At 67.8% G+C, this 23,792-nt stretch carries 25 protein-coding genes and 1 pseudogene; 14 read left to right on the forward strand and 12 right to left on the reverse strand.

Features of this window, described 5'->3' with window-relative positions:
• The 3 genes from V0Z78_RS11305 (at position 1) to V0Z78_RS11315 (ending at position 2,217) form a co-directional block, all read left to right on the forward strand.
• The gene (locus tag V0Z78_RS11305; protein ID WP_336344737.1) at positions 1-975 is read left to right on the forward strand and encodes an NAD-dependent epimerase/dehydratase family protein; all 975 of its coding nucleotides are present in this window, start codon (positions 1-3) and stop codon (positions 973-975) included.
• Positions 972-1,964: an NAD-dependent epimerase/dehydratase family protein gene (locus V0Z78_RS11310; RefSeq protein ID WP_336344738.1), complete on the forward strand. Its 993-nt coding sequence runs from the start codon at positions 972-974 to the stop codon at positions 1,962-1,964. Before V0Z78_RS11305 ends, V0Z78_RS11310 begins: the two co-directional genes overlap by 4 nt.
• Before the next feature lie 106 nt (positions 1,965-2,070).
• On the forward strand, positions 2,071-2,217 hold the full coding sequence (locus V0Z78_RS11315) for a hypothetical protein (protein WP_336344739.1): 147 nt from the start codon (positions 2,071-2,073) through the stop codon (positions 2,215-2,217).
• Positions 2,218-2,316: 99 nt separating this feature from the next.
• Here the strand turns inward: V0Z78_RS11315 and V0Z78_RS11320 are convergent, their stop codons facing one another.
• Both V0Z78_RS11320 and aglG read right to left on the reverse strand, forming a co-directional pair.
• Positions 2,317-3,495: a glycosyltransferase gene (locus tag V0Z78_RS11320; protein ID WP_336345182.1), complete on the reverse strand. Its 1,179-nt coding sequence runs from the start codon at positions 3,493-3,495 to the stop codon at positions 2,317-2,319.
• Positions 3,475-4,389: pseudogene (gene aglG / locus V0Z78_RS11325) on the reverse strand (glucosyl-dolichyl phosphate glucuronosyltransferase); the annotation flags it as partial. The gene V0Z78_RS11320 and the pseudogene aglG, both read right to left, overlap by 21 nt.
• A 136-nt stretch (positions 4,390-4,525) precedes the next feature.
• On the opposite strand from aglG, the gene V0Z78_RS11330 reads away from it, so the two are divergent.
• On the forward strand, positions 4,526-7,255 hold the full coding sequence (locus V0Z78_RS11330; RefSeq protein ID WP_336344740.1) for an oligosaccharyl transferase, archaeosortase A system-associated: 2,730 nt from the start codon (positions 4,526-4,528) through the stop codon (positions 7,253-7,255).
• Positions 7,256-7,372: 117 nt separating this feature from the next.
• Here V0Z78_RS11330 and V0Z78_RS11335 read toward each other — a convergent pair whose 3' ends face one another.
• Positions 7,373-7,582: a ribbon-helix-helix domain-containing protein gene (locus V0Z78_RS11335; RefSeq protein WP_336344741.1), complete on the reverse strand. Its 210-nt coding sequence runs from the start codon at positions 7,580-7,582 to the stop codon at positions 7,373-7,375.
• A gap of 158 nt (positions 7,583-7,740) precedes the next feature.
• Between V0Z78_RS11335 and V0Z78_RS11340 the strand changes: the two genes are divergently transcribed.
• On the forward strand, positions 7,741-8,685 hold the full coding sequence (locus tag V0Z78_RS11340) for a DUF368 domain-containing protein (protein ID WP_336344742.1): 945 nt from the start codon (positions 7,741-7,743) through the stop codon (positions 8,683-8,685).
• A 46-nt stretch (positions 8,686-8,731) separates the two neighbouring features.
• Entirely contained in the window at positions 8,732-8,980 is a 249-nt protein-coding gene (locus V0Z78_RS11345; protein WP_336344743.1) for a hypothetical protein, read from the forward strand.
• A gap of 1 nt (position 8,981) precedes the next feature.
• On the opposite strand, the gene V0Z78_RS11350 is transcribed toward V0Z78_RS11345, so the two are convergent.
• The 3 genes from V0Z78_RS11350 to glpA are packed head-to-tail and all read right to left on the reverse strand — an operon-like array spanning position 8,982 to position 13,345.
• Complete coding sequence (locus V0Z78_RS11350; RefSeq protein ID WP_336344744.1) at positions 8,982-10,268, reverse strand: anaerobic glycerol-3-phosphate dehydrogenase subunit C; 1,287 nt, start codon at positions 10,266-10,268, stop codon at positions 8,982-8,984.
• The gene (gene glpB, locus V0Z78_RS11355; protein ID WP_336344745.1) at positions 10,261-11,541 is read right to left on the reverse strand and encodes a glycerol-3-phosphate dehydrogenase subunit GlpB; all 1,281 of its coding nucleotides are present in this window, start codon (positions 11,539-11,541) and stop codon (positions 10,261-10,263) included. Before glpB ends, V0Z78_RS11350 begins: the two co-directional genes overlap by 8 nt.
• Positions 11,531-13,345 carry an anaerobic glycerol-3-phosphate dehydrogenase subunit GlpA gene (gene glpA / locus V0Z78_RS11360; protein WP_336344746.1) on the reverse strand — a complete coding sequence of 605 codons (1,815 nt, stop codon included), beginning with the start codon at positions 13,343-13,345 and terminating at the stop codon, positions 11,531-11,533. Before glpA ends, glpB begins: the two co-directional genes overlap by 11 nt.
• Positions 13,346-13,605: 260 nt before the next feature.
• On the opposite strand from glpA, the gene glpK reads away from it, so the two are divergent.
• From glpK to V0Z78_RS11375, 3 genes are all read left to right on the forward strand, one after another.
• Positions 13,606-15,144: a glycerol kinase GlpK gene (gene glpK / locus V0Z78_RS11365; protein ID WP_336344747.1), complete on the forward strand. Its 1,539-nt coding sequence runs from the start codon at positions 13,606-13,608 to the stop codon at positions 15,142-15,144.
• A 3-nt stretch (positions 15,145-15,147) separates the two neighbouring features.
• Positions 15,148-16,179 carry a hypothetical protein gene (locus tag V0Z78_RS11370; RefSeq protein WP_336344748.1) on the forward strand — a complete coding sequence of 344 codons (1,032 nt, stop codon included), beginning with the start codon at positions 15,148-15,150 and terminating at the stop codon, positions 16,177-16,179.
• Between the two features lie 76 nt (positions 16,180-16,255).
• On the forward strand, positions 16,256-17,416 hold the full coding sequence (locus V0Z78_RS11375; protein WP_336344749.1) for a Cdc6/Cdc18 family protein: 1,161 nt from the start codon (positions 16,256-16,258) through the stop codon (positions 17,414-17,416).
• 19 nt (positions 17,417-17,435) lie between these two features.
• Here V0Z78_RS11375 and V0Z78_RS11380 read toward each other — a convergent pair whose 3' ends face one another.
• Genes V0Z78_RS11380 through V0Z78_RS11390 form a run of 3 tightly spaced genes read right to left on the reverse strand, consistent with a single transcriptional unit; the run spans position 17,436 to position 19,964 of the window.
• Positions 17,436-17,894 (reverse strand): hypothetical protein, encoded by a 459-nt coding sequence (locus tag V0Z78_RS11380; RefSeq protein ID WP_336344750.1) that lies wholly within the window; start codon positions 17,892-17,894, stop codon positions 17,436-17,438.
• Complete coding sequence (locus V0Z78_RS11385) at positions 17,891-19,471, reverse strand: sodium/proline symporter (RefSeq protein WP_336344751.1); 1,581 nt, start codon at positions 19,469-19,471, stop codon at positions 17,891-17,893. Before V0Z78_RS11385 ends, V0Z78_RS11380 begins: the two co-directional genes overlap by 4 nt.
• Entirely contained in the window at positions 19,464-19,964 is a 501-nt protein-coding gene (locus V0Z78_RS11390) for a hypothetical protein (protein ID WP_336344752.1), read from the reverse strand. The genes V0Z78_RS11385 and V0Z78_RS11390 overlap by 8 nt, the downstream gene beginning before the upstream one ends.
• 91 nt (positions 19,965-20,055) lie before the next feature.
• On the opposite strand from V0Z78_RS11390, the gene V0Z78_RS11395 reads away from it, so the two are divergent.
• Entirely contained in the window at positions 20,056-20,730 is a 675-nt protein-coding gene (locus V0Z78_RS11395; protein ID WP_336344753.1) for a phosphoglycolate phosphatase, read from the forward strand.
• Positions 20,731-20,810: 80 nt separating this feature from the next.
• On the opposite strand, the gene cutA is transcribed toward V0Z78_RS11395, so the two are convergent.
• The 3 genes from cutA to V0Z78_RS11410 all read right to left on the reverse strand — a co-directional run bounded on the left by cutA (position 20,811) and on the right by V0Z78_RS11410 (position 21,819).
• On the reverse strand, positions 20,811-21,116 hold the full coding sequence (gene cutA, locus V0Z78_RS11400) for a divalent-cation tolerance protein CutA (protein ID WP_336344754.1): 306 nt from the start codon (positions 21,114-21,116) through the stop codon (positions 20,811-20,813).
• A 4-nt stretch (positions 21,117-21,120) separates the two neighbouring features.
• Entirely contained in the window at positions 21,121-21,306 is a 186-nt protein-coding gene (locus V0Z78_RS11405; RefSeq protein ID WP_336344755.1) for an HEWD family protein, read from the reverse strand.
• Positions 21,307-21,459: 153 nt separating this feature from the next.
• Positions 21,460-21,819 carry a cupin domain-containing protein gene (locus V0Z78_RS11410; protein ID WP_336344756.1) on the reverse strand — a complete coding sequence of 120 codons (360 nt, stop codon included), beginning with the start codon at positions 21,817-21,819 and terminating at the stop codon, positions 21,460-21,462.
• A 102-nt stretch (positions 21,820-21,921) separates the two neighbouring features.
• On the opposite strand from V0Z78_RS11410, the gene V0Z78_RS11415 reads away from it, so the two are divergent.
• From V0Z78_RS11415 to V0Z78_RS19220, 4 genes are all read left to right on the forward strand, one after another.
• Complete coding sequence (locus tag V0Z78_RS11415) at positions 21,922-22,143, forward strand: hypothetical protein (RefSeq protein WP_336344757.1); 222 nt, start codon at positions 21,922-21,924, stop codon at positions 22,141-22,143.
• A gap of 4 nt (positions 22,144-22,147) precedes the next feature.
• Positions 22,148-22,492, forward strand: a complete 345-nt coding sequence (locus V0Z78_RS11420) for a hypothetical protein (RefSeq protein WP_336344758.1) — start codon at positions 22,148-22,150, stop codon at positions 22,490-22,492.
• A 523-nt stretch (positions 22,493-23,015) separates the two neighbouring features.
• Positions 23,016-23,567 carry a class I SAM-dependent methyltransferase gene (locus V0Z78_RS11425; protein ID WP_336344759.1) on the forward strand — a complete coding sequence of 184 codons (552 nt, stop codon included), beginning with the start codon at positions 23,016-23,018 and terminating at the stop codon, positions 23,565-23,567.
• 64 nt (positions 23,568-23,631) lie between these two features.
• On the forward strand, positions 23,632-23,775 hold the full coding sequence (locus V0Z78_RS19220) for a DUF7129 domain-containing putative zinc-binding protein (RefSeq protein WP_457852010.1): 144 nt from the start codon (positions 23,632-23,634) through the stop codon (positions 23,773-23,775).
• The last annotated feature ends 17 nt before the right edge of the window (positions 23,776-23,792 follow it).

Genomic DNA, 23,792 nt, shown 5'->3' on the forward strand with positions numbered 1-23,792 from the left:
ATGAACGTCCTCGTTACGGGCGGCTGTGGCTACGTCGGAAGCGCCCTCCTCCCACACCTGCAGGCGTCCGAGGAGGTCGATCGGCTCATCGTCCTCGATGACCTCTCTACCGGCACTCCGCGAAACCTCTTCGGCCTCGACGTCGCCGACGGGTTCGCCTTCCGATCGGGCGACGTCCGCAACTACGGCGACGTGGAGAACGCGGTCCGCGATGCGGACGCCGTGATCCACCTCGCGGCGATCACCGGCGCGGCGAGCACGCACGACCGGCCCGAGGAGACCCGCGCGGTCAACTACGAGGGGACGAAGAACGTCCTCACGGCCGCCGAGAAGTTCGGCATCGGAAACGTCGTCTTCGCCTCCTCCTGTAACAGCTACGGGCGCGCCGCGAGCGAGGACATCGACGAGAGCGTCGAGCCGGCGCCGATCAACCCCTACGCGGAGACGAAACACGACTCCGAGTCGCTGCTGCGCGAGTTCGTCTCCTCGACCGGCGCCGACGCGACGGCGCTGCGGATGAGCACGAACTACGGGCTCGCTCCCGGGATCCGATTCAACCTCGTGGTCAACCACTTCGTCTTCCGTGCGCTGACGGGACGCCCGCTCACCGTCTACGGCGACGGCAGCAACTGGCGCCCGTTCATCCACGTCAGGGACGCCGCACGCGCGTTCGCCCACGCCGCGCTCTCGCCGGAGCGGTGGTCACACCTCGTCTACAACGTCGGTTCGAACGACGAGAACTACCGCATCGCCGAGGTCGCACGCGTGGTCCGCGACGAGATCGACGCCGACCTCGACGTCACCTACCTCCAGGACGAACACCCCGGTCCGTCGTACCACATCAACTTCGATCGGCTGGCCGAGACGGGGTTCGAGACGCGATACACCCTCCCGAGGGGGGTTCGCGAACTGGCGGAGGCGTTCTCCGAGAGCCGGAAGGGAACGCTCGAGGGGAAGGGGATGATCGAGCCATGAGCGAGGCCTCGACCGACGAGACGACGCGACCGACCGTCGCCGTCACGGGTGCGGCGGGCTACATCGGAAGCCGCGTCGTCACCCGCCTCCGAGAGGTCCACCCGGACTGGGAGGTCCGCACGTTCGACAACTTCTACAAGGACGGACTCCGCACGCTCGACGGCCAACCCGTGACGTATCTCGACGTCCGGGACCGGTCGCAGTTGGAGGCCGCCCTCGAGGGGACCGACGTCGTCCTCCACCTGGCGGCGGTGAGCGGCGTGGACGACTGCGACGAGAACGCCGACCTGGCCTACGAGACGAACGTCGTCGGGACGAGCAACGTCGCGTGGTTCTGCCGCAAGAGCGGCGCGGGCCTCGTCTTCCCCTACAGCATGGCGGTCATCGGCACTCCCGAGTCGTTCCCGATCACGGTCGACGCCAAGCGCGAACCGCTCAACTGGTACGGACGGACGAAGCTCGCGAGCGAGCGCGACATCGAGACGTTCGCCGACGGCGCCTTCCCCGCCCACCTCTACATGAAGTCGAACCTCTACGGCGAACACGTCACCGAGGGTCGGCACGTCTCGAAGGGGACGGTGATCAACTTCTTCGTCGAGCGGGCGCTCGCTGGCGAGCCCCTCACGGTGTACGAGCCCGGAACCCAGTCGCGGAACTACGTCCACGTCAAGGACATCGCGGAGGCGTACGTCCATAGCGTCGAGCGGCTGCTCGAGCAGCGCGAGGCCGGCGAGACGGGGACCTGGAAGTACGAGCTCGCGAGCGATCAGGAGATGAGCGTCCGACGGGTGGCGGAGCTCGTCCGCGACGTCGCCACGGAGGAGCTGGGCGACGCGCCGGAGGTGACGCTGGTCGAGAACCCACGCAGCGACGAGACGCTCGTCGAGGAGTTCTCCGTCGACACCTCGAAGGCGCGCTCGGAGCTCGGATGGGAGCCGACCCACAGCGTCGAGTCGACCGTTCGGGACCTGCTCCGCGGCGAGGACTGAAGCCCGATCGCCGTCCGGACGCCAGGACGGCACGTCGTTCCTCCCGGCCCCGCCGGCAGGTCCCGCATCCCGAAGGTTCATATCGATTACCTGTGTACTTCGTTACATGACGTTCGACATCGATTCGGAGGAGGACCGGAAACGCCCGGAGCGGCTGGAAGACCTGGAAGGTCTGGAAGAGGGCGCGGGCTGTGTCGAGATCTGGGAGGCGCTGAGCGAACGCCGGTCGGGAGCGGAGTCAACGGAGGACTGACGGAGGGAATCCCCCTCGGCCAGCACCTAGCGGCTCGGACTGCGGGGATCGAGAGTCGCTCCGTCCGAGCCGTCGTGACCCAGAACGCCTCCGCCGTTCTCACTCCCCGCGGACGGCACGCAGGATGGAACGGTATCGCTCCACCGCCGCGGCGTGGCTGTACTCGCGCTCGGCCAGCGCTCGCGCGTTCGCGCCGACGTCCGACAGGTCGTCCCTGGCGAGGATCGACTCCAGATCGCGGCGGATCGCCTCAGGATCCCTGCTCCGCATGAGAAAGCCGGTCTCGCCGTGTCGAACGACGTCCGGCACGCCCGAGACGGGCGTCGCGTACGCCGGCGTTCCGCAGGCGAGCGCCTCCAGAATCGTCGTCGGAAGTCCCTCGGTCGGCTGCGAGGGCATGACCAGCAAGCGGAGTCGGGCCAGCTCTGCGGGGACGTCCTCGTGGTCGATCCAGCCGGTGACCTCGACCGAGCCCCGTTCGATCTCGTCGGCGAGTTCCGATTCGAGCCACGGCCGTAGATCGCCGTCGCCGATGAACCGAAACGTGACTCCCTCCGGAAGCGACCGGGCGACCGCGGCGAGCTCGCGGATCCCCTTCTCCTCGTCGAGCCGGCCGAGGAAGCCGACGACACGCTCGCGTTCCTCGTACGGGACCGACGGCGAGAACCGATCGACGTCGACGTATCGCGCGCCCTCGGGGTGGACGGTCGGCGAGTCGGGGTCCAGTCCGAGCTGTCTGGCCATGTTCGGCGTGTAGGTGACGACGGCGTTCGCGCTCCGGAACCCGGCCCGCTCGAGCGCCCTCACGGCCCCGGCGAGCACTCTCGCCACCGGCGAGGGGAGACGCTGCTCCCAGTTGAGCCGGAGGGTGAGCGGGACGTCCCCCCGTGGCTCGATCAGGACCGTCTTGCCGTAGAGCCGTGCCGCGAGCACCGGGAGCAGATAGGAGGTCGCGCCGAAGAACAGCACGACGTCCTCGTCGCGACGGACGACGACGCGACACATCCGGAGCTGGTTGGCCAGAAACCGCGTGGCCGCCACCGGAACGCTGTCGCCGGCGCCCTTCGACGTGATCTCGACGAGTTCGTACTCCTCTCTGATGGTCGAGTTCGCCGGGAGGTCGGCGGTCACCAGACTGACCGGCGAGACGGCGGAGAGGACGTCGAGCAGCGTCCTCGTCGCGTTCTCGCCCGACGAGCTCAGCGGATGGGTGACGACGCAGACGCCCCGTTCGCCGACGTCGCCGTCCGACGCTCGCCACTTCGTGAACCCGTACAGGTAGCCCGCGGCGACCGCGGCGGTGAAGACGTACAGTGCCACCAGCTGCAGCGCCTTCGCCACGGAGGGCGAGTCAACCAGCCCCCTGAGACGCCGCGGCGTCGCGCTCGTGAGGAGGTAGCCGAGGAAGTCGGCCTCCTCGCCGCCCTCGTCGTCGACGAGCACCTCCATCGCCCGCTTCGAGTACCCCTGCCAGAACGCCCGGTCGAGGAGCCAGTCGGGCACCGTGCGGTAGTCGTAGACCTTGTGTGCGACCGTCGCGCTCGGGACGTACCAGACGCCCTCGCCGTAGCGCTCGCGCAATCGTGCACAGAGCTCGGTCTCCCCTCCCTGAAGGTTCTCGTCACCCTTTCGTCCCCCGATGCTCGCGTCGAACCCGCCGAGCTCCAGGAAGACCTCGCGGTCGAACGAGATGTTGGAACCGAACGTGTTCCGGACGTACCCCTCGCCGTCGGCGAAGCCGGCGTGCGTGACGCCGACCAGCCAGTGGAACTCCTCCGGGAGGAAGGCCGGTCGTCCGGCGACCCACTCGGGAACCATCCGCCCGCCAACCGCGCGGACGTCACGCGTCTCGTAGCGCTCGACCAGCTCCTCGATCCAGCGTTCGTCCGCGACGGCGTCGTCGTCGATGAAGGCAACGACGTCACCGGAGGCCAGTTCGGCGCCCGTGTTTCGACTCTCGAGCAATCCGCGGTTCTCCGCGTTGCAGTGGACCACGACGTCCTCGCGATCGCCGTACTCCTCGCGAACGCGTTCGTAGACCGGTTCGGTTCCGTCGACGACCACGACGAGTTCGACGTCGTCGTGGCTCTGGGAGAGGACGCTCTCTACGGCCTCGTTGAACTCGTCGTACATGTCCATCGCATACGTACAGAGAACGACGGAGACTCTCATCACCGGGGCTCCGCCCGGTGGTGGGTTATTCCTTCCGTTACTTCCGTGGAGATCGAACGGGCGAGCGTACGGATCGCGCCCCTCCGTACGCCCCGATTACATAAGGCTTATAGAGAGATTGGACCTCTCCGAGCCAATGCGTGACGAGACCGCCCGGCAGCCCGGGTCGGAACGTCCCGCGACCGTCCCGACCGCGTTGGAGCGGTGGTACCACGTTCCGGTGCTCGCCGCGCTCCTGGCGTTCATGCTGTGGACGCGGACGCGAGCGTACGACCGGTTCGTCCGGGCGGACGGGACGATCGTTCTGGACGGCGTCGATCCCTGGTACCACTATCGGACGACCCTCTACACCGTCGTGAACTGGCCGTGGAGCATGCCCTACGAGGTCTGGTCGGGTCACCCGTTCGGGACCCACGTCGATCACTTCGGCACCCTCTTCGACCTGCTCATCGCCACCGCCGCCCTCGTCGTCGGCCTCGGCGATCCCTCCTTGGCGACGGTGAACGTCGTCTTCGTGCTCGCGCCCGCCGTCTTCGGGGCGCTCGTCGGCGTTCCGACCTACCTCCTCGGCGAGCGCCTCGGCGGGCGTCTCGGCGGCCTCTCGTCGGTCGCGCTCCTCGCGCTGTTTCCGGGGACGTTCCTCCGGCGGAGCCTCGTCGGGTTCACGGACCACCACGTCGCCGAGACGCTGTTCATGGCGATCGCCGTGCTCGCGTACGTGGTCGCGCTGCGCGCGGCCGAGGCCCACGAACCGAGCTACGAGCAGGTCGTGCGACGCGACCTCGACGGCCTTCGGACGCCGCTGACCTGCTCGCTGCTCGCCGGCTTCGCCGTGGCGCTCTACGTCTGGACGTGGCCCTCGGCCGTCCTGTTGGTGGGCGTCCTCGGCCTCTTCTTCGCGGTGGCGCTGACCGCGAGCGTCCTCGTCGGCGACGATCCCGAGGGCGTCGCGTTGGTCGGGGTCGTCAGCCTCGGGTTCGCGGGACTGCTCGTCCTCCCGACGACGAGCGTCTGGGGCTTCGCCGGATCGACGACCCAGAGCCTCCTCCAGCCGACGCTCGCGTTCGCCGTCGCGCTCGGCTGTGCGTTCATGGCGTGGCTCGGGCGCCAGTGGGAGCGCCGCGGGATCGCGAAGGCGTTCTATCCGGTCGCGATCGTCGCCATCGGAGTCGTGGCGTTCGGCGTAACCGCGTCCGCGCTCCCGAACCTCGTCGATACGCTCACGACCAACCTCTCGCGCGTCGTCCCGATCGGCGCGACCGAGTCGACGCTCACCGTCAGCGAGGCACAGCCCCCGGACGACGCCGTCGACCGAATGGTCGACGAGTACGGTCTTGCGTTCTTCACCGCGGTGGCGGCGCTCGTCCTCATGATCGGGGAGTACGTCCTCGATCCACGGCGCCGGTCCGAGTACCTCCTCGTCGTGATCTGGGCGGCGTTCGTCACGAGCATGGCGCTCACGCAGATCCGGTTCAACTACTACCTCGCCGTCGTCGTGGCCGTCTGCAACGCGCGGCTGATCGGTCTCGTCTTCCGGATCGACCGCTCGATTCTGCCGGACCCTCGGGCCCTCCGGGGGGCTCACCTGACGCTGCTCGTTGCACTCCTGTTCGTGTTCTTCGCCCCGCTGGTCCCGCTGATCGGCCCCGTACCGAGTACGACCGTCGTCGAGGCCGGCCAGGCGACGGGTCCGAACGACAATGCGATACGCTGGGAGGGGTCGAACGCGTGGCTCGAGATGAACAGCCCCGCGCCCGGCGCGTGGGGCGGCGCGGACAACGAGGACGAACTGGCGTACTACGGCACCTACGACGTCCCCGAGGACCGCGACTTCGCGTATCCGGAGGGGAGCTACGGCGTGATGTCGTGGTGGGACTACGGCCACCTGATCACCGTCCAGGCCGAACGCATCCCCCACTCCAATCCGTTCCAGCAGAACGCCAGCTCCGCCGCCGCCTTTCTCACTGCCGACTCCGAGCAGCGGGCCGAACTCGTTCTCGAAGCGCTGCCCGTTGCCCGGGGTGGGGACCCCCTCTACACCCGCAGCGACGAGGAACTCGCGGCGCTCGCCGACGAGCGGACCGCCCAACAGGAGAACGAGGAGGTTCGCTACGTCATGATCGACGACGAGATGGCCGGCTTCAAGTTCGGCGCCATCACGACCTACGCCGGCGGCGGGAACGGCCCGTACGCCAGCTACCGGGAGGTCGAGACGCGCGAGGGCGAGATCATCAGGGCTCCGGCACGCAACCAGGCCTACGCCGACACCACCCTCTCGCGGCTCTACTACGACGACGCGGACGGAATGGAACGCTACCGTCTCGTCCACGAGAGCGACGGGACGACCCGGTTCGCCAGCGTCGCCGTCTCGCGTAACGACGGCGAGAGCTGGCAGTCCAGACGGATCAATCGGGAACTGACGCCGAGCGTCGAACGCTCGATCTCCCGGCTCCGGGAGGATCCGAACGTCGACGTCGCCGTCTACGACGAGCGCGAGACCTCGAGCGTGAAGACCTACGAGCGCGTCGAGGGCGCCCGGCTGACCGGCAGCGTCGACGCCCCCGAGGGGTCGATCGTCACCGCCGAGGTCGAGCTTACCGCCGAGGGGACGGGCCGGACGTTCACGTACACGCAGACGGCGCGCGTGGACGAGGACGGGGAGTTCGCGATGCGGGTGCCGTACGCAACCGAGGAGGACCGCAGCGTCGAGGAGGGCTACACCGACAGCGACGTTGCCGCAGACGGCCCCTACGAGATCCGGGTCGACGCCACGGACACGTCGGAGGCCGGGAGCGAGGACGAGTCCGTCGGGACGGCCGAGGTGCCCGAGAGCGCGATCTACGACGGCGAGACCGTCGGGATCTAGCTCGGCCGGCGCGGACGGAGCCGACGGCGACGGGACGAAAACGCCACCGGCGTGGCGTTCGATCGGCCAGTCTACACGACCTACCGAAGCGACGTCGCGTGGCCCCGCCGATCCCGCTCAGCGGAGATAACCCAGGTCCCTGAGCTGGTCTGCGATCTCCTCGAACTCCGCCTCGGTGAGTTCGCCCCGTTTCTGGTGCTGGATCACGATGCTGCGGAGCAGGAACCGCACGAGGTCGCTCGTGCTCTGGAAGCTCGTCCCCTCGATGGTCTCCTCGACGCGCTCGGCGAGGTCCTTCGGGATCGAAACGGTGGTGTACTCGGTCACGTGCGGGCGTGAGCACTGCGGACCCAAAGCGGTTGTGCCCCGCGGGACGGCGTCGACGTCGGTCGCGTCGCTCGTGGGGAAGACACTCCGTCACGAACTGCGGCGCGGGTCGTCGTCAGAGAGAACGGTTTTCCCCCTCCGTCCGAAACGGCGAGTCGATGAGAGAGTGGGTCGTGATCTATCTGAAGGGAGTCTGTATGGGCGCCGCCGACATCGTCCCCGGCGTCTCGGGAGGGACGATCGCGCTGATCACCGGCATCTACGACCGGCTGATCGCCGCCATCGCCGCGATCGACCCGCGCGTGCTCGCCGGGCTGCCGGAGGTGGGAAGCGTGGACGGACGGGCCCGACTCCGCGAGGACCTGCTGGCGATGGACGTGCCCTTTCTCCTCGCGCTGGGTGCCGGTATCGGTACCGCCTTCGTGCTGATGTCGCGAGTCATCCACGCCGCGTTCGAGGCCTATCCCGCCGTGCTGAACGGCTTCTTCTTCGGCCTGATCGCCGCGAGCGCCGTGGTGATCTACCGGGCGATCAGGGTCGACACGCCCGGGCGGATCGCCGCCCTGCTCGGCGGTGGCGTCCTCGCGTTTCTCGTCAGCGGCGCGGCCGAGTCCGGCGGAAGTGCGAGCCTCGCGCTCGTCTTCCTCGCGGGTGCGATCGCCATCTCCGCCATGGTACTGCCGGGGATCTCCGGCGCCGCCTTCCTCTACATCCTCGGGCAGTACCAGTACATGCTCGGGGCGCTCACCGAGTTCACCGACGCGCTCGTCGCGATCCCGAGCGGCGGAAGCGTCGACGCCGCCGTCACCCCGGGAATCCCCGTCGTCGTCTTCCTCGCGGGCGCGTCCGTCGGCCTGCTGACGATGGCTCGGGTGGTGAAGCGCGCGCTCGAGCGAAACCGGATGGCGACGCTCGGCTTCCTCGTCGGGCTGATGGTCGGAGCGCTTCGCCTCCCCGTCGAGGAGGCCGCCGCCGCCACCGGGACGCTGACGACGGGCCTGCTCGTCGCGATCGTCCTCGCCGCGGTCGTCGGGGTCGGCGTCATCCTCGCCTTCGACCGGTTCGGCGGGTCGCTCGACTACACCGAGGACACCGCCGTCTGACTTCGGACGCCGAAACTACAGTAGCCTTCGGCTCCGTAGCTACGGTATGGGAGACGCCGATACGGAGCGAGAGGAGACCACCTGGTTCGACGCGGCCGACTCGGTGATCGATCGGAACCTCGCGCGCGACGAGACGATCGAACTCACCGCCGAGGACCTCACGGTGGACGTCCCGACCGAGTTCGGTGAGAAACCCCGGGCGACCGTGCGGTTCAACGGCACCGTCAGGATCAGTTCCGAGGGGCTGTCGGGCCCGCTGTTCGCGTGGCTCGACTGGTGGGACGAGCGCGAGTGAGCTACCCGAGTAGCGCGTCCTCGACGACCTGGAGGGGATGGCGGATCTCGTAGCCGGTGCCGTGTTCCATCTGCATCGCACACGTCGGACACTCGGTCATGCCCGCGTCGGGTTCGGCGTCCTCCATGTGGTGGAACATCTCCGCGCCGATCTTCATCGAGGTGTCGTACTTCTCGGTCTTCCAGCCGTAGGTGCCGGAGATCCCCGAGCAGGAGTCGCCGACGTCCTCCGCCTCCGCGCCCTCGACGCCCTCGAGCAGTTCGAGCGCCTGGCCCGCGAGCCCCTGGTTGCGCGCGTGACACGGCGCGTGGTAGGCGAATTTTCGAGAATCGACCTCGCTCTCGGCGAGCGCACCCGAGAGGTCCTCGTGGATCCGCAGGTACTCGAGCGCCTCGTAGGTGTGTGCCGAGACGTCCTCGATGCCCTCCAAGTCGAACAGTTCGGGATACTCCTGGCGCAGGGAGAGCGAACACGACGTGCAGGAGGCGATGACGTCGGCGCCGTCCTCGATCGCTGTGGAAAGCTCCGCGACGTTGGTCTCGGCGGCGCGCCGCGCGTCGGGTAGCATCCCGTTCGCGAACATCGGCGTCCCCGAACACTTCTGGGGCGGGACCATCACCTCGTAGCCGAACTCCTCGAAGACGCGGACCATCGCCTTGCCGACCTCGGGCGTGTTGTAGTTCGAGTAGCAGCCGTGGAAGTACGCGACGCGCTTCTCGTCGCTCTGGACCCGTGCGCCGCCCCGCTCTTCCCACCACGCTCGAAAGGTCTGCTCGGCGAACTCGGGGAACTCCCGCTCGGCGGTGATTCCCATGACCTTCTCGTTTATCGTCTGGACTACCGAACTACTCATCACGGCGTTCGCCAATCGAGGAGCCTTCGAGCCGAACCACGCGAGCGTCCCGTAGTTCGAGAGGATCCGGTTCCGGACGTACTCGCGCGAGAACTTCTCCATCCGATTCTCGACGAACGTGCCCCGCGCGGTGTTGTGCATCTGGCTGAGCGGCACGTCCGAGGGACACGCCGAGTCACAGCGCATGCAGTTCGAGCAGTTCATCACCGAGTCGTCGATGTCCTGGTCACCCTTGCGCTTGAGGCGCCACTGTTCGGGTCCCTGGAACTTCGGGCCGGGAAAGTCGTCGTCGACGGCCGCGACCGGACACTCGCTGTCGCAGGTCGAGCACTTGTAACAGTCGTCGGCCCCGCTCCGGAGGTCCATCCCCCCGGACTCGGCCTCGGGGAACACTTCTACCGGTTCGAACTCGTCGGATGTCTCTGCGTCACTCATTGTGTTGTAGATCCTCGCTCGCTCTTCGGCCGGCGACCAGTCCGGTCGAAAGCGAGACGCCGCTTCCCGATTTCTCGCGCGCCAAGTCGTAATCGCCCAGCACCGCGCCCGTCGCCCGGAGGTTCGCGAACTCCGGCTTTCCATTCGAACTGAGCGGCCGGAGGTCCTCGTCGACCCGTACGCCGAACCGGGCGTAGGGCTGGTCGTCGAAGACCTCGTCGTGAAACCACTCGTAGCGGTCCTCGGACTGGGGAACGTGACAGTCGAAGACGGGTTCGGTAACGCCCTCGCGATCGGAGTCGATCCCCTTGCCGACGAGGCCGCCGGTCGCCAACACGACCTGCTCGGCGTGATAGGGGACCCGTCTGCGTCCACGGTCCACGTACGCCGCGGTGATCCGGCCGTCGTCCTCGTCGTAGCCGACGACCGGGTTGCCCGCCTCGACGCGCACGCCCTCCTCGTCGAGTGCCCGTTCGAGTCGGTCCTCGAGGCGCATCCCCGGCAGGCTCGGCGGCCCCATCGGCACCTCGAAGACCGGAACGCCGAGTTCCGATTCGAGGCTCTCCCGCACTTCGCGGGGCTCGTGATCGCCGAGGATCGCGGGAAATCCCACGCGCTCGGCGTTCCCGAGGTGTTCGGCGACCCGCGCCGCGAGGACCTCGCGGGTTCCGATTCGACGTTGGCGATCGAGGACGTCGTCGGCGTCGAGTGCCCCCGCTAGCCGGGTGATCCGGGCGTCGGCCCGGTAGTCTCCCGGAAACGGGATCGTGACGCCGCGTACGTCGAAGGGCACCGACGAGTCGAGCCGTTCGGCCGCGAGCGGCGCGTCGAAGGTCGTGACCGTCTCGAATCCGACGAGCAGCGTCTCCTCGAGCCTGCTCGCGAGTCCCGCCGCCGCACTCGCGGGATACCTGCTCGTCGGCTTGACCCGCCCGCCGTAGGTCGGCGAGAGCGCGTTCGTCTCGGTGTGGCTCCCCTCGTAGAAGTCCTCGGTGATCTCGTCGAACAGGGCAAGGGACTCGCGGACCGCGTCGACGCCGACCTTTCGGTAGGGGTGTTCGTCGGGGAGGTCGGGGATCGCCTCGAACGGCTCCGCGATGGGCTCGTCGCTCCCGTGGTAACCCAGCACGTCGATCAGCCCGCTGGCGTTGCGCAGGGTGTTCTCCTTGTAGGTCACCAGCCGAACCGCCGCCCCGCCGCGGGCGGCGGCGATCGCGGCGGTCGCGCCCGCGAGCCCGCCGCCGATCACGAGCACGTCGTCCTCAATCGCCATTCCGACCTCTCCTCGTCCGTCCACCGTCGGATCGAGGATCCGACGAGGATCGCGAACCATCCTCGGACCGCGAGACGGTCCGATGTGGATCGCGCTCGTCTCGCTCGCGCTCACCGTGGGTTCGCTCACCGCCGTCCGTCGCCGTCTCCGCCCCCGAATCGAACGCCTCGAACTCCGACACATCGGGTTCGCGGTCGAGGCTCATCGTCGTTCCGTGGAGCTGGTAGTTCAGCGCGGCCTGCGAGAGCCCCTCGCCCCACAGCGCGTGGCGCTCGCCCTTCCAGCGCTCCTGGACGAGTTCGTCCCACGCGGCGCTGACGGTCGGCTCGTCGTACTCCGGGTGGAGCTCGCTCGCCATCCGGTGACAGCAGAAGCCGCCCTGGCAGTTGCCCATCGATGCGCGCGTCCTGATCCGCACGGCGTTGAGGTCCGAGCCGGCACCCTTGATCGCGTCCTGGATCTCCGCGCGCGTGACCGCCTCGCAGTCACAGATCACCGGGTTCGGATCCGTAGTTTTAAGCACCTCGTCGGCCCGCGATCCGAGCCGCTGGACGCTCCGTCGGCCGATCGGGGATCGGAGCCCGAACTCGTCCATGTAGTCCCGGAGCACCGAGAAGTCCTCGCTGCCGGGCAGCGGCTCCTCCGCGGTTCGACAGTCGGCGGTGACGTCGAGCTTCTCACAGACGTGGTTCGAGATCTTCTCGGCCATCAGCCGGTAGGTGGTGAACTTCCCGCCGACGATGCTGGTCATGCCGGGCAACGAATCGCGCTCGTCGTGGTCCAGCAGGAAGAAGTCGCGCGTGATGTCGGTCGGGTCCGTCGTGCCGGTCCCCGGCGGCTCGTACAGCGGCCGGACGCCCCAGAAGGAGCGAATCGTCCGCGCGTCGGCGAGGATCGGCACCAGCCCCGAGAGCTCCTCGATCATCATGTCGACCTCCCAGCGCTCCTCGGGGTAGTCCTCGGGGTCGTCGACCTCGACGTCGGTGGTGCCGAGGATGGCGGTCGTCTCGTGGGGGACGATGATGTCGGCGTCGCCCTTCTTCCGACAGCGGTTCACCACCGTGTCGACCTGCCGGACGTTCATGATCACCATCACGCCCTTCGAGGGACGGACCTCGACGTCGACGCCGGCCATCTCGCCCACTCGCCCGGCCCACGCGCCGGTCGCGTTGATCACGTGGTCGGCGCGGATCTCCTCGGTCGTCCCCGATTCCCGGTGGACGCGCTTTCCCGGCCCTGACTCGTGTTCGACCTCGCATCCGACGACCTCGCCGTCCTCGACGAGGACGTCGGTGACCGGCGCGTGGGTCTCGATTCGCGCGCCGTGTTCCTCGGCGTCGGCGGCGTTCGCGACACAGAGTCGGAACGGATCGACCGCACCGTCGGGAACCGCGATGGCGCGCTTGACCTCGCGGGTGAGGTAGGGCTCGCGCTCACGAGCCTCCTCGGCGGAGAGGACCTCCGCGGGGATGTCGCACTCGCGACAGCCCTCGAGTTTCCGTTGGAAGTACTCGTCGGGGTCGTCCTCGAGTTGGACGAACAGCCCGCCGGTCATCTCGACGCAGTGGCCGGCGATCTCCCGTAGTACGCGGTTCTCCTCGATGCACTCGCGCGCGCTCGCCTGGTCGGAGACGGCGTACCGGCCGCCGCTGTGCAACAGTCCGTGCATCCGTCCCGTCGTCCCGTGCGTCAGGTTACCCTGTTCGACGAGGGTCACCTCTACTCCCCGCATGGCGAGGTCCCGGGCGATACCACAGCCCGTCGACCCGCCCCCGATCACGAGGGCGGTCGGTGTGTGTGTCATCGACTGGTTCGACTCTGGTCGCGGACTACTTCACTTTACCCATCACCCGTCGACGGTAGTAAACTACTAGCCACTCGACGGTGAGATGAAGCCGTCGACGTCACCGTCGAGCGGGCGATCCCGCGAGCGACGCGCACGCGGGGGATCCGATTCGCGCCCTCGGCGACGGTGGCAATCTTTATAATGGACGTCCGTATTGTTTACCAGCAATACGGTGCTATCGGTAAAGAACCGACGGGCGACCGTAGGGATGAACGCACATGTCAGAACGATACGTCGGTGCGATCGATCAGGGGACGACCGGTACGCGGTTCATGGTGTTCGACCACAGCGGACAGGTCGTTGCCAACGCGTACGAGAAACACGAACAGATCTACCCGGAGCCCGGCTGGGTCGAACACGACCCTGCCGAGATCTGGGAGAACACCAAGTCGGTGATCCAGAAGGCGCTCTCGAACGCAGACCTCGGGCCCGACCAGCTCGCGGCGATCGGCGTCACCAACCAGCGCGAGACGACGCTGCTGTGGGACGTCGAGTCCGACAGACCGATCCACAACGCCATCGTCTGGCAGGACCGCCGGACGACCGACCGCGTCGAACGACTCGAGAGCGAGGACAAGGTGGACTGGATCCGCTCGAAGACCGGCCTCGAGGCCGACGCCTACTTCTCGGCGACGAAGGCCGAGTGGCTCCTCGACAACGCCGATCCGATCAAGCTCCAGCGCTCGCGACCGGAGGACGTGCGCGACCGCTCCGAGGACGGCGAGATCCTCTTCGGCACGATCGACACGTGGCTGATCTACAAGCTCACCGGCAACCACATCACCGACGTCACCAACGCCTCGCGGACCATGCTGTTCGACATCCACGAGATGGCGTGGGACGAGGAGCTCTGCGAGGAGTTCTCGGTGCCCATGGCGATGCTGCCGGAGGTACGGCCGTCGAGCGACGACGACCACTACGGCTCCACCGACCCCGACGGCTTCCTCGGAAGCGAGGTACCCGTCGCGGGGGCGCTCGGCGACCAGCAGGCCGCGCTGTTCGGCCAGACCTGCTTCGACGAGGGCGACGCGAAGAACACCTACGGGACCGGGTCGTTCTTCCTGATGAACACGGGCAACGAGGCCGTCGAGAGCGAACACGGCCTGCTCACGACGGTCGGCTTCCAGCGCTCGGGCGAGCCGGTCAACTACGCGCTCGAGGGCGCGATCTTCATCACCGGCGCGGCGATCGAGTGGCTCGAGGACATCGATCTCATCGACGACGCCGCCCAGACCGCCGAGCTCGCTCGCAGCGTCGACTCGACCGACGGCGTCTACGTGGTCCCGGCGTTCACGGGGCTGGGCGCGCCCCACTGGGACCAGCGTGCCCGCGGTACCGTCCTCGGCATGACCCGCGGCACCCGCAAGGAACACGTCGTCCGGGCGACCCTGGAGTCGATCGCCTTCCAGACCCGCGACGTCGCGGAGGCGATGGAGGCCGATTCGGGCATCGAGCTCGGCGATCTCCGCGTCGACGGCGGCGCGGTGAAGAACAACTTCCTCTGTCAGCTCCAGGCGAACATCATCGACACGACGATCCTCCGTCCCGAGGTGGACGAGACGACCGCGCTCGGCTCGGCGTACGCCGCGGGGCTCGCGGTCGGCTACTGGGAGACGATCGACGAGCTTCGTGACAACTGGCAGATCGATCGGGAGTTCGAGTCGGAGGGTGACGCCGAAGACGTCGACAGGCGCTACGCCCGCTGGGGCGAGGCGGTCGAACGGTCGAAGGACTGGGCCCGCGACGGTGGTGAGTGATCGATGGTCGACGTGAGCACGCTGCTGGTCAACGTCATCGCCGCCTTCGCGGGCGGCGCGTTCGGCGCTGCCCTCGGCGCGCTGCCGGCGTTCATCTTCACCGGATTCATGGTGATCGCCGGCGAGACGGCCGCCTACGTCGACGGCGAGTTCGACGCCATCACGGGCCTGATCGCCTTCGGGCCGATGTTCGGCCCGCACGTGAGCTTCGCGGGCGGCGCGGCCGCGGCGGCCTACGCCGCGAAGCGGGGCTACATGGACACCGGCTTCGACTTCCACGAGGCGAAGAACATCCTCTACGCCCACGGCACCAAACCCGACGTGCTCGCCGTCGGCGGCGCGTTCGGCATCTTCGGCTACCTGGTCTTCTTCGCCTTCGCCGAACTCGCGATGCCGTGGGACCCGATCGCGATGACCGTCGCGGTCTCGGCGGTCGCCCACCGAGTCGTCTTCGGTTACCCGCTGATCGGCCCCGCGAAGGAGGGGCTGTTGAACATGGAGCCGTTCGAGGCCGAGGAACGGCGCGTCATGACTGACCACGCGACCGACGGCGGGACGACCGAACCCCTCGGACGGTTCGTCGTCGAGCCGTGGCTCCCACACCAGTACCGCTGGAGCGGGGTCCTGATGATCGGGCTCGTCGTCGGACTGGTCGGCGCGTACATCGGGCTCGCGACCGGTAGCGCCTTCCTCGCGTTCGGCATCAGCGCGGCCAGCCTGCTGTTTCTGAACTGTGGGGTCGAGAAGATCCCGGTCACCCACCACATCTCGCTGCCGGCGAGCACTGCCGCATTGGCCGTGTTCGCGAGCGGCGCCGAGCCGACGCTCGGCCTCGTTCCGCTGCTGGTGGGCGCCGCGTTCGGGATCTTCGGCGCGCTCGCGGGCGAGGTGATCCAGCGCGTCTTCTACGCCCACTCCGATACGCACTTCGACCCGCCGGCGGCCTCTATCGCGGTGAGCACGTTCGTCATCGCGATCCTCACGATCCTGGGCGTGCTCCCGCAGTCGGTGTGGGTGCCGACGCTCGGTCTCTGATTCGCGTCGCTCGACGATGCGGCGAACCGGACGTCCGGTTCCCGTGACGATCCGAACGTCCCCCCGTTTCCGACCGATGAACCTCAGAGAACGCATCGCCAGACGCCAACGGACCGACCACGCGCCGCGGCTCGTCCACGACTACGACGCACTGAACCCGGTCGTCCACCTCGATGAGCCGATCGGCCGCGGGCCGGCGCTCGAACGCCTGCTCGATCACGTCGAACCGGCGTTCGAGGGGGTACTGCCCTCGAACGGCTACGTATACGGTCCGAAGGGATCGGGCAAGTCGGCGGTCGTCTCCGCGCTCTTCTCACAGCTGACCGAGATGACCGGGACGGGCCGCTCCGCGATCTTCACCACCACCCGCGGCGGAACGGCCTCGCCCGCCGAGTTCGTCTACGTCGACGCGCGCGGCGCGAACAGCGATTTCGGGCTTCACCACGCGGTGTTGGACGCGCTGAGCGACGAGTCGGTGCCCGAACAGGGACTCGGCACCGCCCAGTTGCGCGAGCGGCTCCGGGAGGAGCTCCGCGCGTACGACCGCAGCGTAATGGTGGCGGTCGATCACGTCTGCGAACCCGAGACCCACGAGGCGACCGACGTTGCGGCGCTGTTCTCGCCGCTACCGTCGCTGTCGTGGCTCTGCATCGGACGCGAGCACCCCGACGACGTCGCGCCCGACGTCCGAACGCTCGAGTTCGCCACGTACCGTCACCACGCATTGGTCGACGTCCTGACCGGCCGGGTCTCCTCGGGGCTGGCCCGACACGCGCTGACCCACGAGCAGGTTCGCGAACTCGCCGAGTGGGCCGACGGCGACGCCCACGACGCGCTCGCGGCGACGTTCGGCGCCGCGGACGCCGCGCTCCTCGCGGGCCACGGGAGCGTCCTCCCGGACGACGTGGACGAGGGGATGGCGGCGGTCCCCCGTCCCTGCGTCTCGCTCGGGCGCGTGCTCGCGCTTCCGGAGAACCGAAGGCGGGTGCTGCGGGCGCTGATCGACCTCGAGGACGACCAGCGCGACTCCGTGGGAAGCGCGGCCGACGCGATCGCCGCCGGCGGGAGCGTCGACCTCTCGGCAACGACCGTGAAGCGGGTCCTCTACGAACTCTCCGAGGCGGGAATCATCCGCCGAGTCACCCGGAACTCGGAGGGGATCGGTCGGCCGCCGAGCCGGCTCGAGACCCGGTTTCCCACGCGCGTGTTCAGGCGGCTGTTCGACGGCGAGCACTGAGCACGGACCGGCGAACGTCTCAGGATCGGCGGAACATCGAGGAGGGGGGATCGATTCCGACCGAGACGTCCTCGAGCGCGGGCTCCTCGGCGAGCCGTTCGAACAGTTCGCGTTGATCGGCGCCGGCCTTCGTGTTGTGGAGCGTCATCGAGGTTGGCTCGCCGTCCTCGTCGACCCACTCGATCTCGACTCGCGCGCGCCGAAAGCGCGTTCCACGGACCAGCCGAACGCCCTCGAGCGTCGAGAGCGGGACCGAGAAGTTCTTCGGATCGTACGCGGCGGCCTCCTCGAGCGTCTGGTCGCCGAGCGCCGCCCGGTCGCGCTCGCCCATGTCGGCACGCAGGAGCGCCGAGGAGAACGTCTCGCCGACGAAACACCAGAGCAGCCGATCGCTCGTGACGAACACCTCCCAGAACTCGAGCGAGCTCGGGCGCCGCCGAAACCACTCGGTGAGGCGCCCGAGTCGCTGCTCGCTCATCGTTCGAGGAGAGCGTGGAGGTCGGCGGGGAGTTCGTTGCCGGCACGATCCTGCGTGGCGATCGAAACGCCGATGAACAGGATCATCGCCACGAGCAACGCGACCGTTCCGACGGGGAACCCCTCACTGAAGGGGTAGAGCGCGAGGACGCCCGCCGCGAACCCGCCGAAGCCCGCGACCTCGGCGGCCATCGGAACGGCGCTGTAGAGGATGTTGACGACGAGTCCGCCGACGATGGCGGCGATCGCGCCCTCCTTGGTCGCACCCTTCCAGTTCAGCCCGAGGACGGCGATCGGAACGAACGCGGCGGCGAAGAAGCCCCAACCGATCGTCCCGAGGATGCCCACGAGCGTCTCGGAGTAGTAGACGACGCCGGTCGAGAGCAGCGTGAGGCCGGTGAGTGCACCCTGGGTGACCCGCAGCTCCGTCTTGTCGTCCGTGATAGGCCTGCCCATCGCCCGCGGGATGTCACGCGAGATCGCCGCCGCGCCGATGTTGAGGAACGAGTCGCTCGTCGACATGATCGCCGCGAGCAGTGCCGCGAGGATCAGTGCGGCGACGATGCTGGGGGTGAACTCGAGGACGAACACCGGTCCGACCTCGCTCGCGCTGAAGGTCTGCTCGATCGCGCCGGCCTCGACCTGGGCGCGCATCGAGAGCCCCGCGGAGAAGGCGATCAGGCTCGAGATCGCGTAGGAGAACGCGGCGATCGGCGCGCCCCACTTCAGGATCGTCAGGTTACGGCTCATGTAGAACTTCGTGATCAGGTGGGGCTGGCCGGCCGTGCCGATCGAGAAGAGGATCCACCAACCGATGGCGACGAAGATCGCCGCGGTCGGGGTTCCGAGTCCGCCGAACGGCGAGATCAGGGTCGGGTCGGCGGTCGCGAGGTTCCGCGAGATCCCCTCCATGCCGCCGCCGAACGACAGCGCGTAGGCGAAGACGAACACCGCGCCAATGATCATCGTGATCGCCTGGATGAAGTCGGTCCAGACGCCGGCGATCATCCCGCCGAGCACGCTGTAGAGCAGCAGAATGAACGCGCCGCCGAATAGCCCCCAGATGACGGGGATGCCGAAGATCGCCCGCATGACGAACTGCAGCGCCGCGAGGTTGGTCGCGAGGTACGCGATCACGCCGACCGCGACCGCGAGACCGGTCAGCCCGCGCACCCAGTCGCTCTCGTAGCGGACGTACATGCCGTCCGCGAGCGTCAGCGTGTGGCGAATGTCCGCGAGTACGCGCATCCGTTTCGCGAGCACGACCCACGTGATCAGGAAGCCGAGCGGCGCGGTGAAGAAGATCCACAGCGCGGTGGTGCCGAACTCGAAGACGAGCTCGGGCCCACCGACGAAGCCGAAGCCCGACTGGATCACGGAGAAGGCTGTCATTGCTAGTACCCACGTCCCGACGCTCTTCCCGGTGATAAGGAAGTCGTCGGTCGAGTTGGTCTGGAGGTAGCCCCAGACGCCGATCAGGACGACGATCAGCAGGTAGATCGACCCGAACGCGAGGATGACCGGGTCGTCCGCGACCGGGATCCCCCCCTCCTGGAGGGGAAGTAGCGTCTCAATCATCGGCCTCCACCTCCATGTCCGTGGTTCGCTCGACCCGTTCGGGCGTCAGCGGCAGGTTCGCACCCTGCTGAGCCTCGCGGGCGTCCTCGAGAATGCTGTCGACGATCTCCTCGCTCCCGATCCGATCGAAGATCAGCGAGTAGTAGATCGCCCCCACCGGCGGCAGCAGCCAGAGGAACAGGAAGTAGACGAACGTCGACACCGGAACGCCCAGTACGTAGGAGTCGTAGGTGATCTCCGCCGCGTTCGGGTCCCAGAGCAGCCAGATTCCAGTGAGCCCGATCAGGAACACCGCCGTCAGCCCGGCGATCATGCCGGTGTACGGCGCGAGCGACCATTCACGCTCGTTCGTCTCGATCGACGCTGTAGCGATCGTTCCGAGAATGAGCAGGGCGGCCAGATACGAGAACAGCCGGTAGGTGCCGATCGCGGCCGTCACCAACAGGGCGGCCGAGAGCAGTCCGACCAGTCCCATGATCGTATTTCGTGCCATCGCCCGTCCCAACAGATTCGAGATACATAACTATTGATCCAACCGGCCCCGGAACCGGGGGGCCTATTCGTCTGCGGGCGAACCGGAGGACATGGTTCCGCCGATCGTCGTCGACATCGACGGCACGATCACCCGGGGGGACGGATCGAGCGCGATCGATCCACGCCTCTTCGAGGAGCTGCGCGAGTGGCCCGAGCCGGTCGTGATCGCGACCGGCAAGGCGTTCCCCTACCCGGTGGCGCTCTGTCAGTTCGTCGGGATTCCCGCGCTGGTGATCGCCGAGAACGGGGGGATCGTGCTCGTCGACGAGGAAGTGCGGATCACCGGCGACGCCCGCGCCGCCCGCGCGGTCAGCGAGGAGTACCGCGAGGCCGGCTACGACCTCGGCTGGGGGGAGACCGACCTCGTGAACCGCTGGCGCGAGACCGAGGTCGCCGTCGACCGCGCGTCGCCGCTTGCACCCCTGGAGGCGCTCGCCGAGGACTACGGCCTCGAGGTGGTCGACACCGGCTACGCCTACCACGTCAAGGACCCGGCGATCACGAAGGGCGAGGGACTGCGCGCGATCTGTACGGTCCTCGATCGGGACCCCGAGGAGTTCGCCGCGATCGGCGACTCGGAGAACGACGTTTCGACGTTCGCGGTCGTCGGACGCTCGTTCGCGGTCGCGAACGCGGACGAACTCGCCCGGACGAGCGCCGACGAGATCACCGAACGTTCCTACTCGGAGGGCGCCCTCGAGGCGCTCTCGGCGATCCGTTCGTAGCTCATAGGAGCCGTCACGGAAACCGTCCTGTGGATCGATCCATCCGGTCGTGCGGTCTCTCGTGTACGGACGTTCAACCGCTAACCGTCGGTCGACTCCTCGATCCAGTCGGCGAACGCCGGGAGGACGTCGTCCTCCTCGAAGCGCTCGATACAGGGGACGTCGTAGGGGTGTTCGGCCTCGACGCGCTCGACGAGGTCGGGGTAGCGCTCGTCGGTCGTCTTCGCGAGCAGGATCTCCTCGTCGTCGTCGATCACCTCGCCGTCCCAGCGGTACGTGGAGCGACAGGGGACCCGGTTGACGCAGGCGGCGAGGCGTTCCTCGACGAGGATGCGGGCGAGCGACGGGGCTACCTCGTTGGGAGCGGTGACGTAGACCGTCGGCATCGCGTCACTCGAACGGGCTGAAGGTGCCGTCGATGTCCCACTCGTGGATGCAGTGAGGGTTGCCGACCTTTCGGTCGTCGTCCTCGACGTCGATCCGCCAGCTGCCGTTTCGCTCGTTCCATACCTCCCGTCGCTCGCAGCGTTCGCAACCGCGCTGCCGTGGCGTTCTGAGTTCGGTACGTGTCAACATGATCGTGACGACGGACCCCATGCAGATAACCGTAGCGACTTCGAACGGCGAGAGAGGGGACGACACGGCGAAAAATCCAGGGAAAGAGATCTGGATGATCTGGTATATTCCCTTACCGAAACTCGAAGATCGACTACTCGTCGTCTTCGAGAGCTACCGTTCGTCCTCGACGACGCCGTCGTCCTTGACGTTCGGCGCACCGATCACCAGAATTCGGGACTCCTCACGAGCGGTGAGTCGGCGCCAGGCGTCGGGTTCCACTACGACCACGTCGCCGGTCTCGAGGTCGAGACGGTCCTCCTCGACCTCCATCTCGAAGTGCCCCGAGAGGACGACGTAGAGCTCCTCCTGTTGCTCGTGGCGGTGGCGGTTGTTCGACTCGCCCTCCTCGTACTCCCAGACGCCGGGGCGCATCTCCTTCGGTCGAAGCTCGTAGCCGATCGCCCGCAGCCTCGGCTCGATGCCGTCGATCTCCCGGGGCTCGACCTCGTCGATGGCACGGCGTTCGTACATGGGAGATCATCGCCCGGAGCACGCAAAAAGATCCACCCTCGTATCAACGGATCGGATAGGACCTAACAATGAGGTCACGCCCGTCCTACTCCCGAACGCATCATGGGTACTAACGACGAGGCGAGCGAACGGATCGAGGAGACGGAGACGTGGCCCGACCTCGCGATCGGACTGTACGATCGACTGACCGGCCGTGGCGCCGAGATCACCTACGAGTTCGAGGAGATGGAGGTCGACGTGCCGAGCAAGACCGGCGACGACGCCGACCACGCCCACTGGCGGGTCGACGGAACCCTCCGCATCACCACCCGCGAGAACGAGTAACCGAATGTCACGGTCGCTCGCCGTCGAGGCGGACCTCCGGCTTACCGTCGACGGAGAGGAGATCACGGTCTCCGGTGTGGACAACCATCTGACGGTCGCCGTGCCGACCGTCGCCGCGGGGCGGCGGACGCTGCGAGCGCTCGACGCGCTACCGACGGAGTTCGCGACGGCGGGAACACGGGCGCGCGACTCGGGACTGTCGGTCGACGTCACGTTCGAGGGAGTCACCGTCGCCCGACTGGGTCCGTTCGTCGAACCCGACGCCCTCTCACGGGCGCTCGGGATCGCGCCGGCACGGGTCCGGCCGGGTGCGATCGTGCGTGCGCTCGGTCGCCGTCTCATCCGGTGAGGACGTAGACGTCCTCGTCGCATGGATCGCCCTCGACCGGTCGTGCCGACGCAGACCCGTTCGAACCCGTAGCCTCGATGGAGGGCGGTACCGAGTGCTCCACCCGCGAACGATTTCCTCCGATCGGAAGTGACCGCGCTCGTCGACCCGTTCGCATGCCGTCTCGAGCGGTCGCGGTCGCGTCCCGGAGCGTCGCTCGCGGCGGTCGGGAGGGGGATACGGGCGAGGCCTTCAGATAGTCCTCGGGCGTAGGCTCCCGATCGAGTCCCGCAGGCACAAACGTCATACCGGAGGGCGTCCCCCTCCCCCGAGATCCAACCGTTACACGGCCAGCCGTCCACGCGCCGGCGGTAGACGTCGATCTGCCGTCCGAGCCGCCGCAATCGCTTCTCGACCGAGGACGGCATGGCTACCGCTTACGGACCGCCGACGAGCGTCAATCTTCCGCGATCCGAGCAGTTCGGCTTCGCTATCCCGCGTTCGAGTCCGGACCAGCTAAGCGGTCCGCACGCGTAGTCGTCCCATGGGATTTCACACCTATCCGGTCGAGCGTGCTCCCGGTCTCGAGGAGCCCTCGCGCTATCGCTACCTCTCGCGAGAGGAGCTGCTCTCCACCCTCGACCTGCGGGGTGACGAGCAGGTCGTCGATCTGGGCAGCGGCACCGGCTTCTACACCGACGACGTCGCGCCCTTCGCGAGGCGTATCCACGCCGTCGACCTCCAGGCGGAGATGCACGAGCGCTATCGCGAGAAGGGGGTGCCGGGGAACGTCACGCTCGTCACGGCGGACGTCGCCGCCCTCCCGCTTCCGGACGGCGCCTTCGACGCTGCGATGACGACGATGACCTATCACGAGTTCCAGAGCCCCGACGCGCTCGCGGAGGTCCGGCGCGTCCTCCGGTCGGGCGGTCGATTCGTCGTCGCGGACTGGTCGGCCGCCGGGACCGGCGAGGACGGCCCGCCGACCGACGAGCGTTACGACCTCGCGACCGCCCGCGACCAGCTCCGGACGGCGGGGTTCTCGATCGAGCGGGCGGACGAACGTCCGGAGACGTTCCTGCTGGTCGCTCGCTGAGTCCTGTATGCTATGAAATCATACCCTCCGTATCGGGACAAGGATTACGTTCCGAACGCCGACTATCACGGGACGGGATCCGTACGATCCATCCGAATCGTCCTACGAACGTACGGTCTGTCAGTCGAGAACCGTCAGCTCCGACCACCGCGGTCGATGTCCCGACCGCGGTGAGACGGTCCGTAACCTCGCGGTCGGACGGGAGTGAACCGAACCGGGGACCCC

It is taken from the genome of Halalkalicoccus sp. CG83, from assembly GCF_037081715.1.
Taxonomy (GTDB): domain Archaea; phylum Halobacteriota; class Halobacteria; order Halobacteriales; family Halalkalicoccaceae; genus Halalkalicoccus; species Halalkalicoccus ordinarius.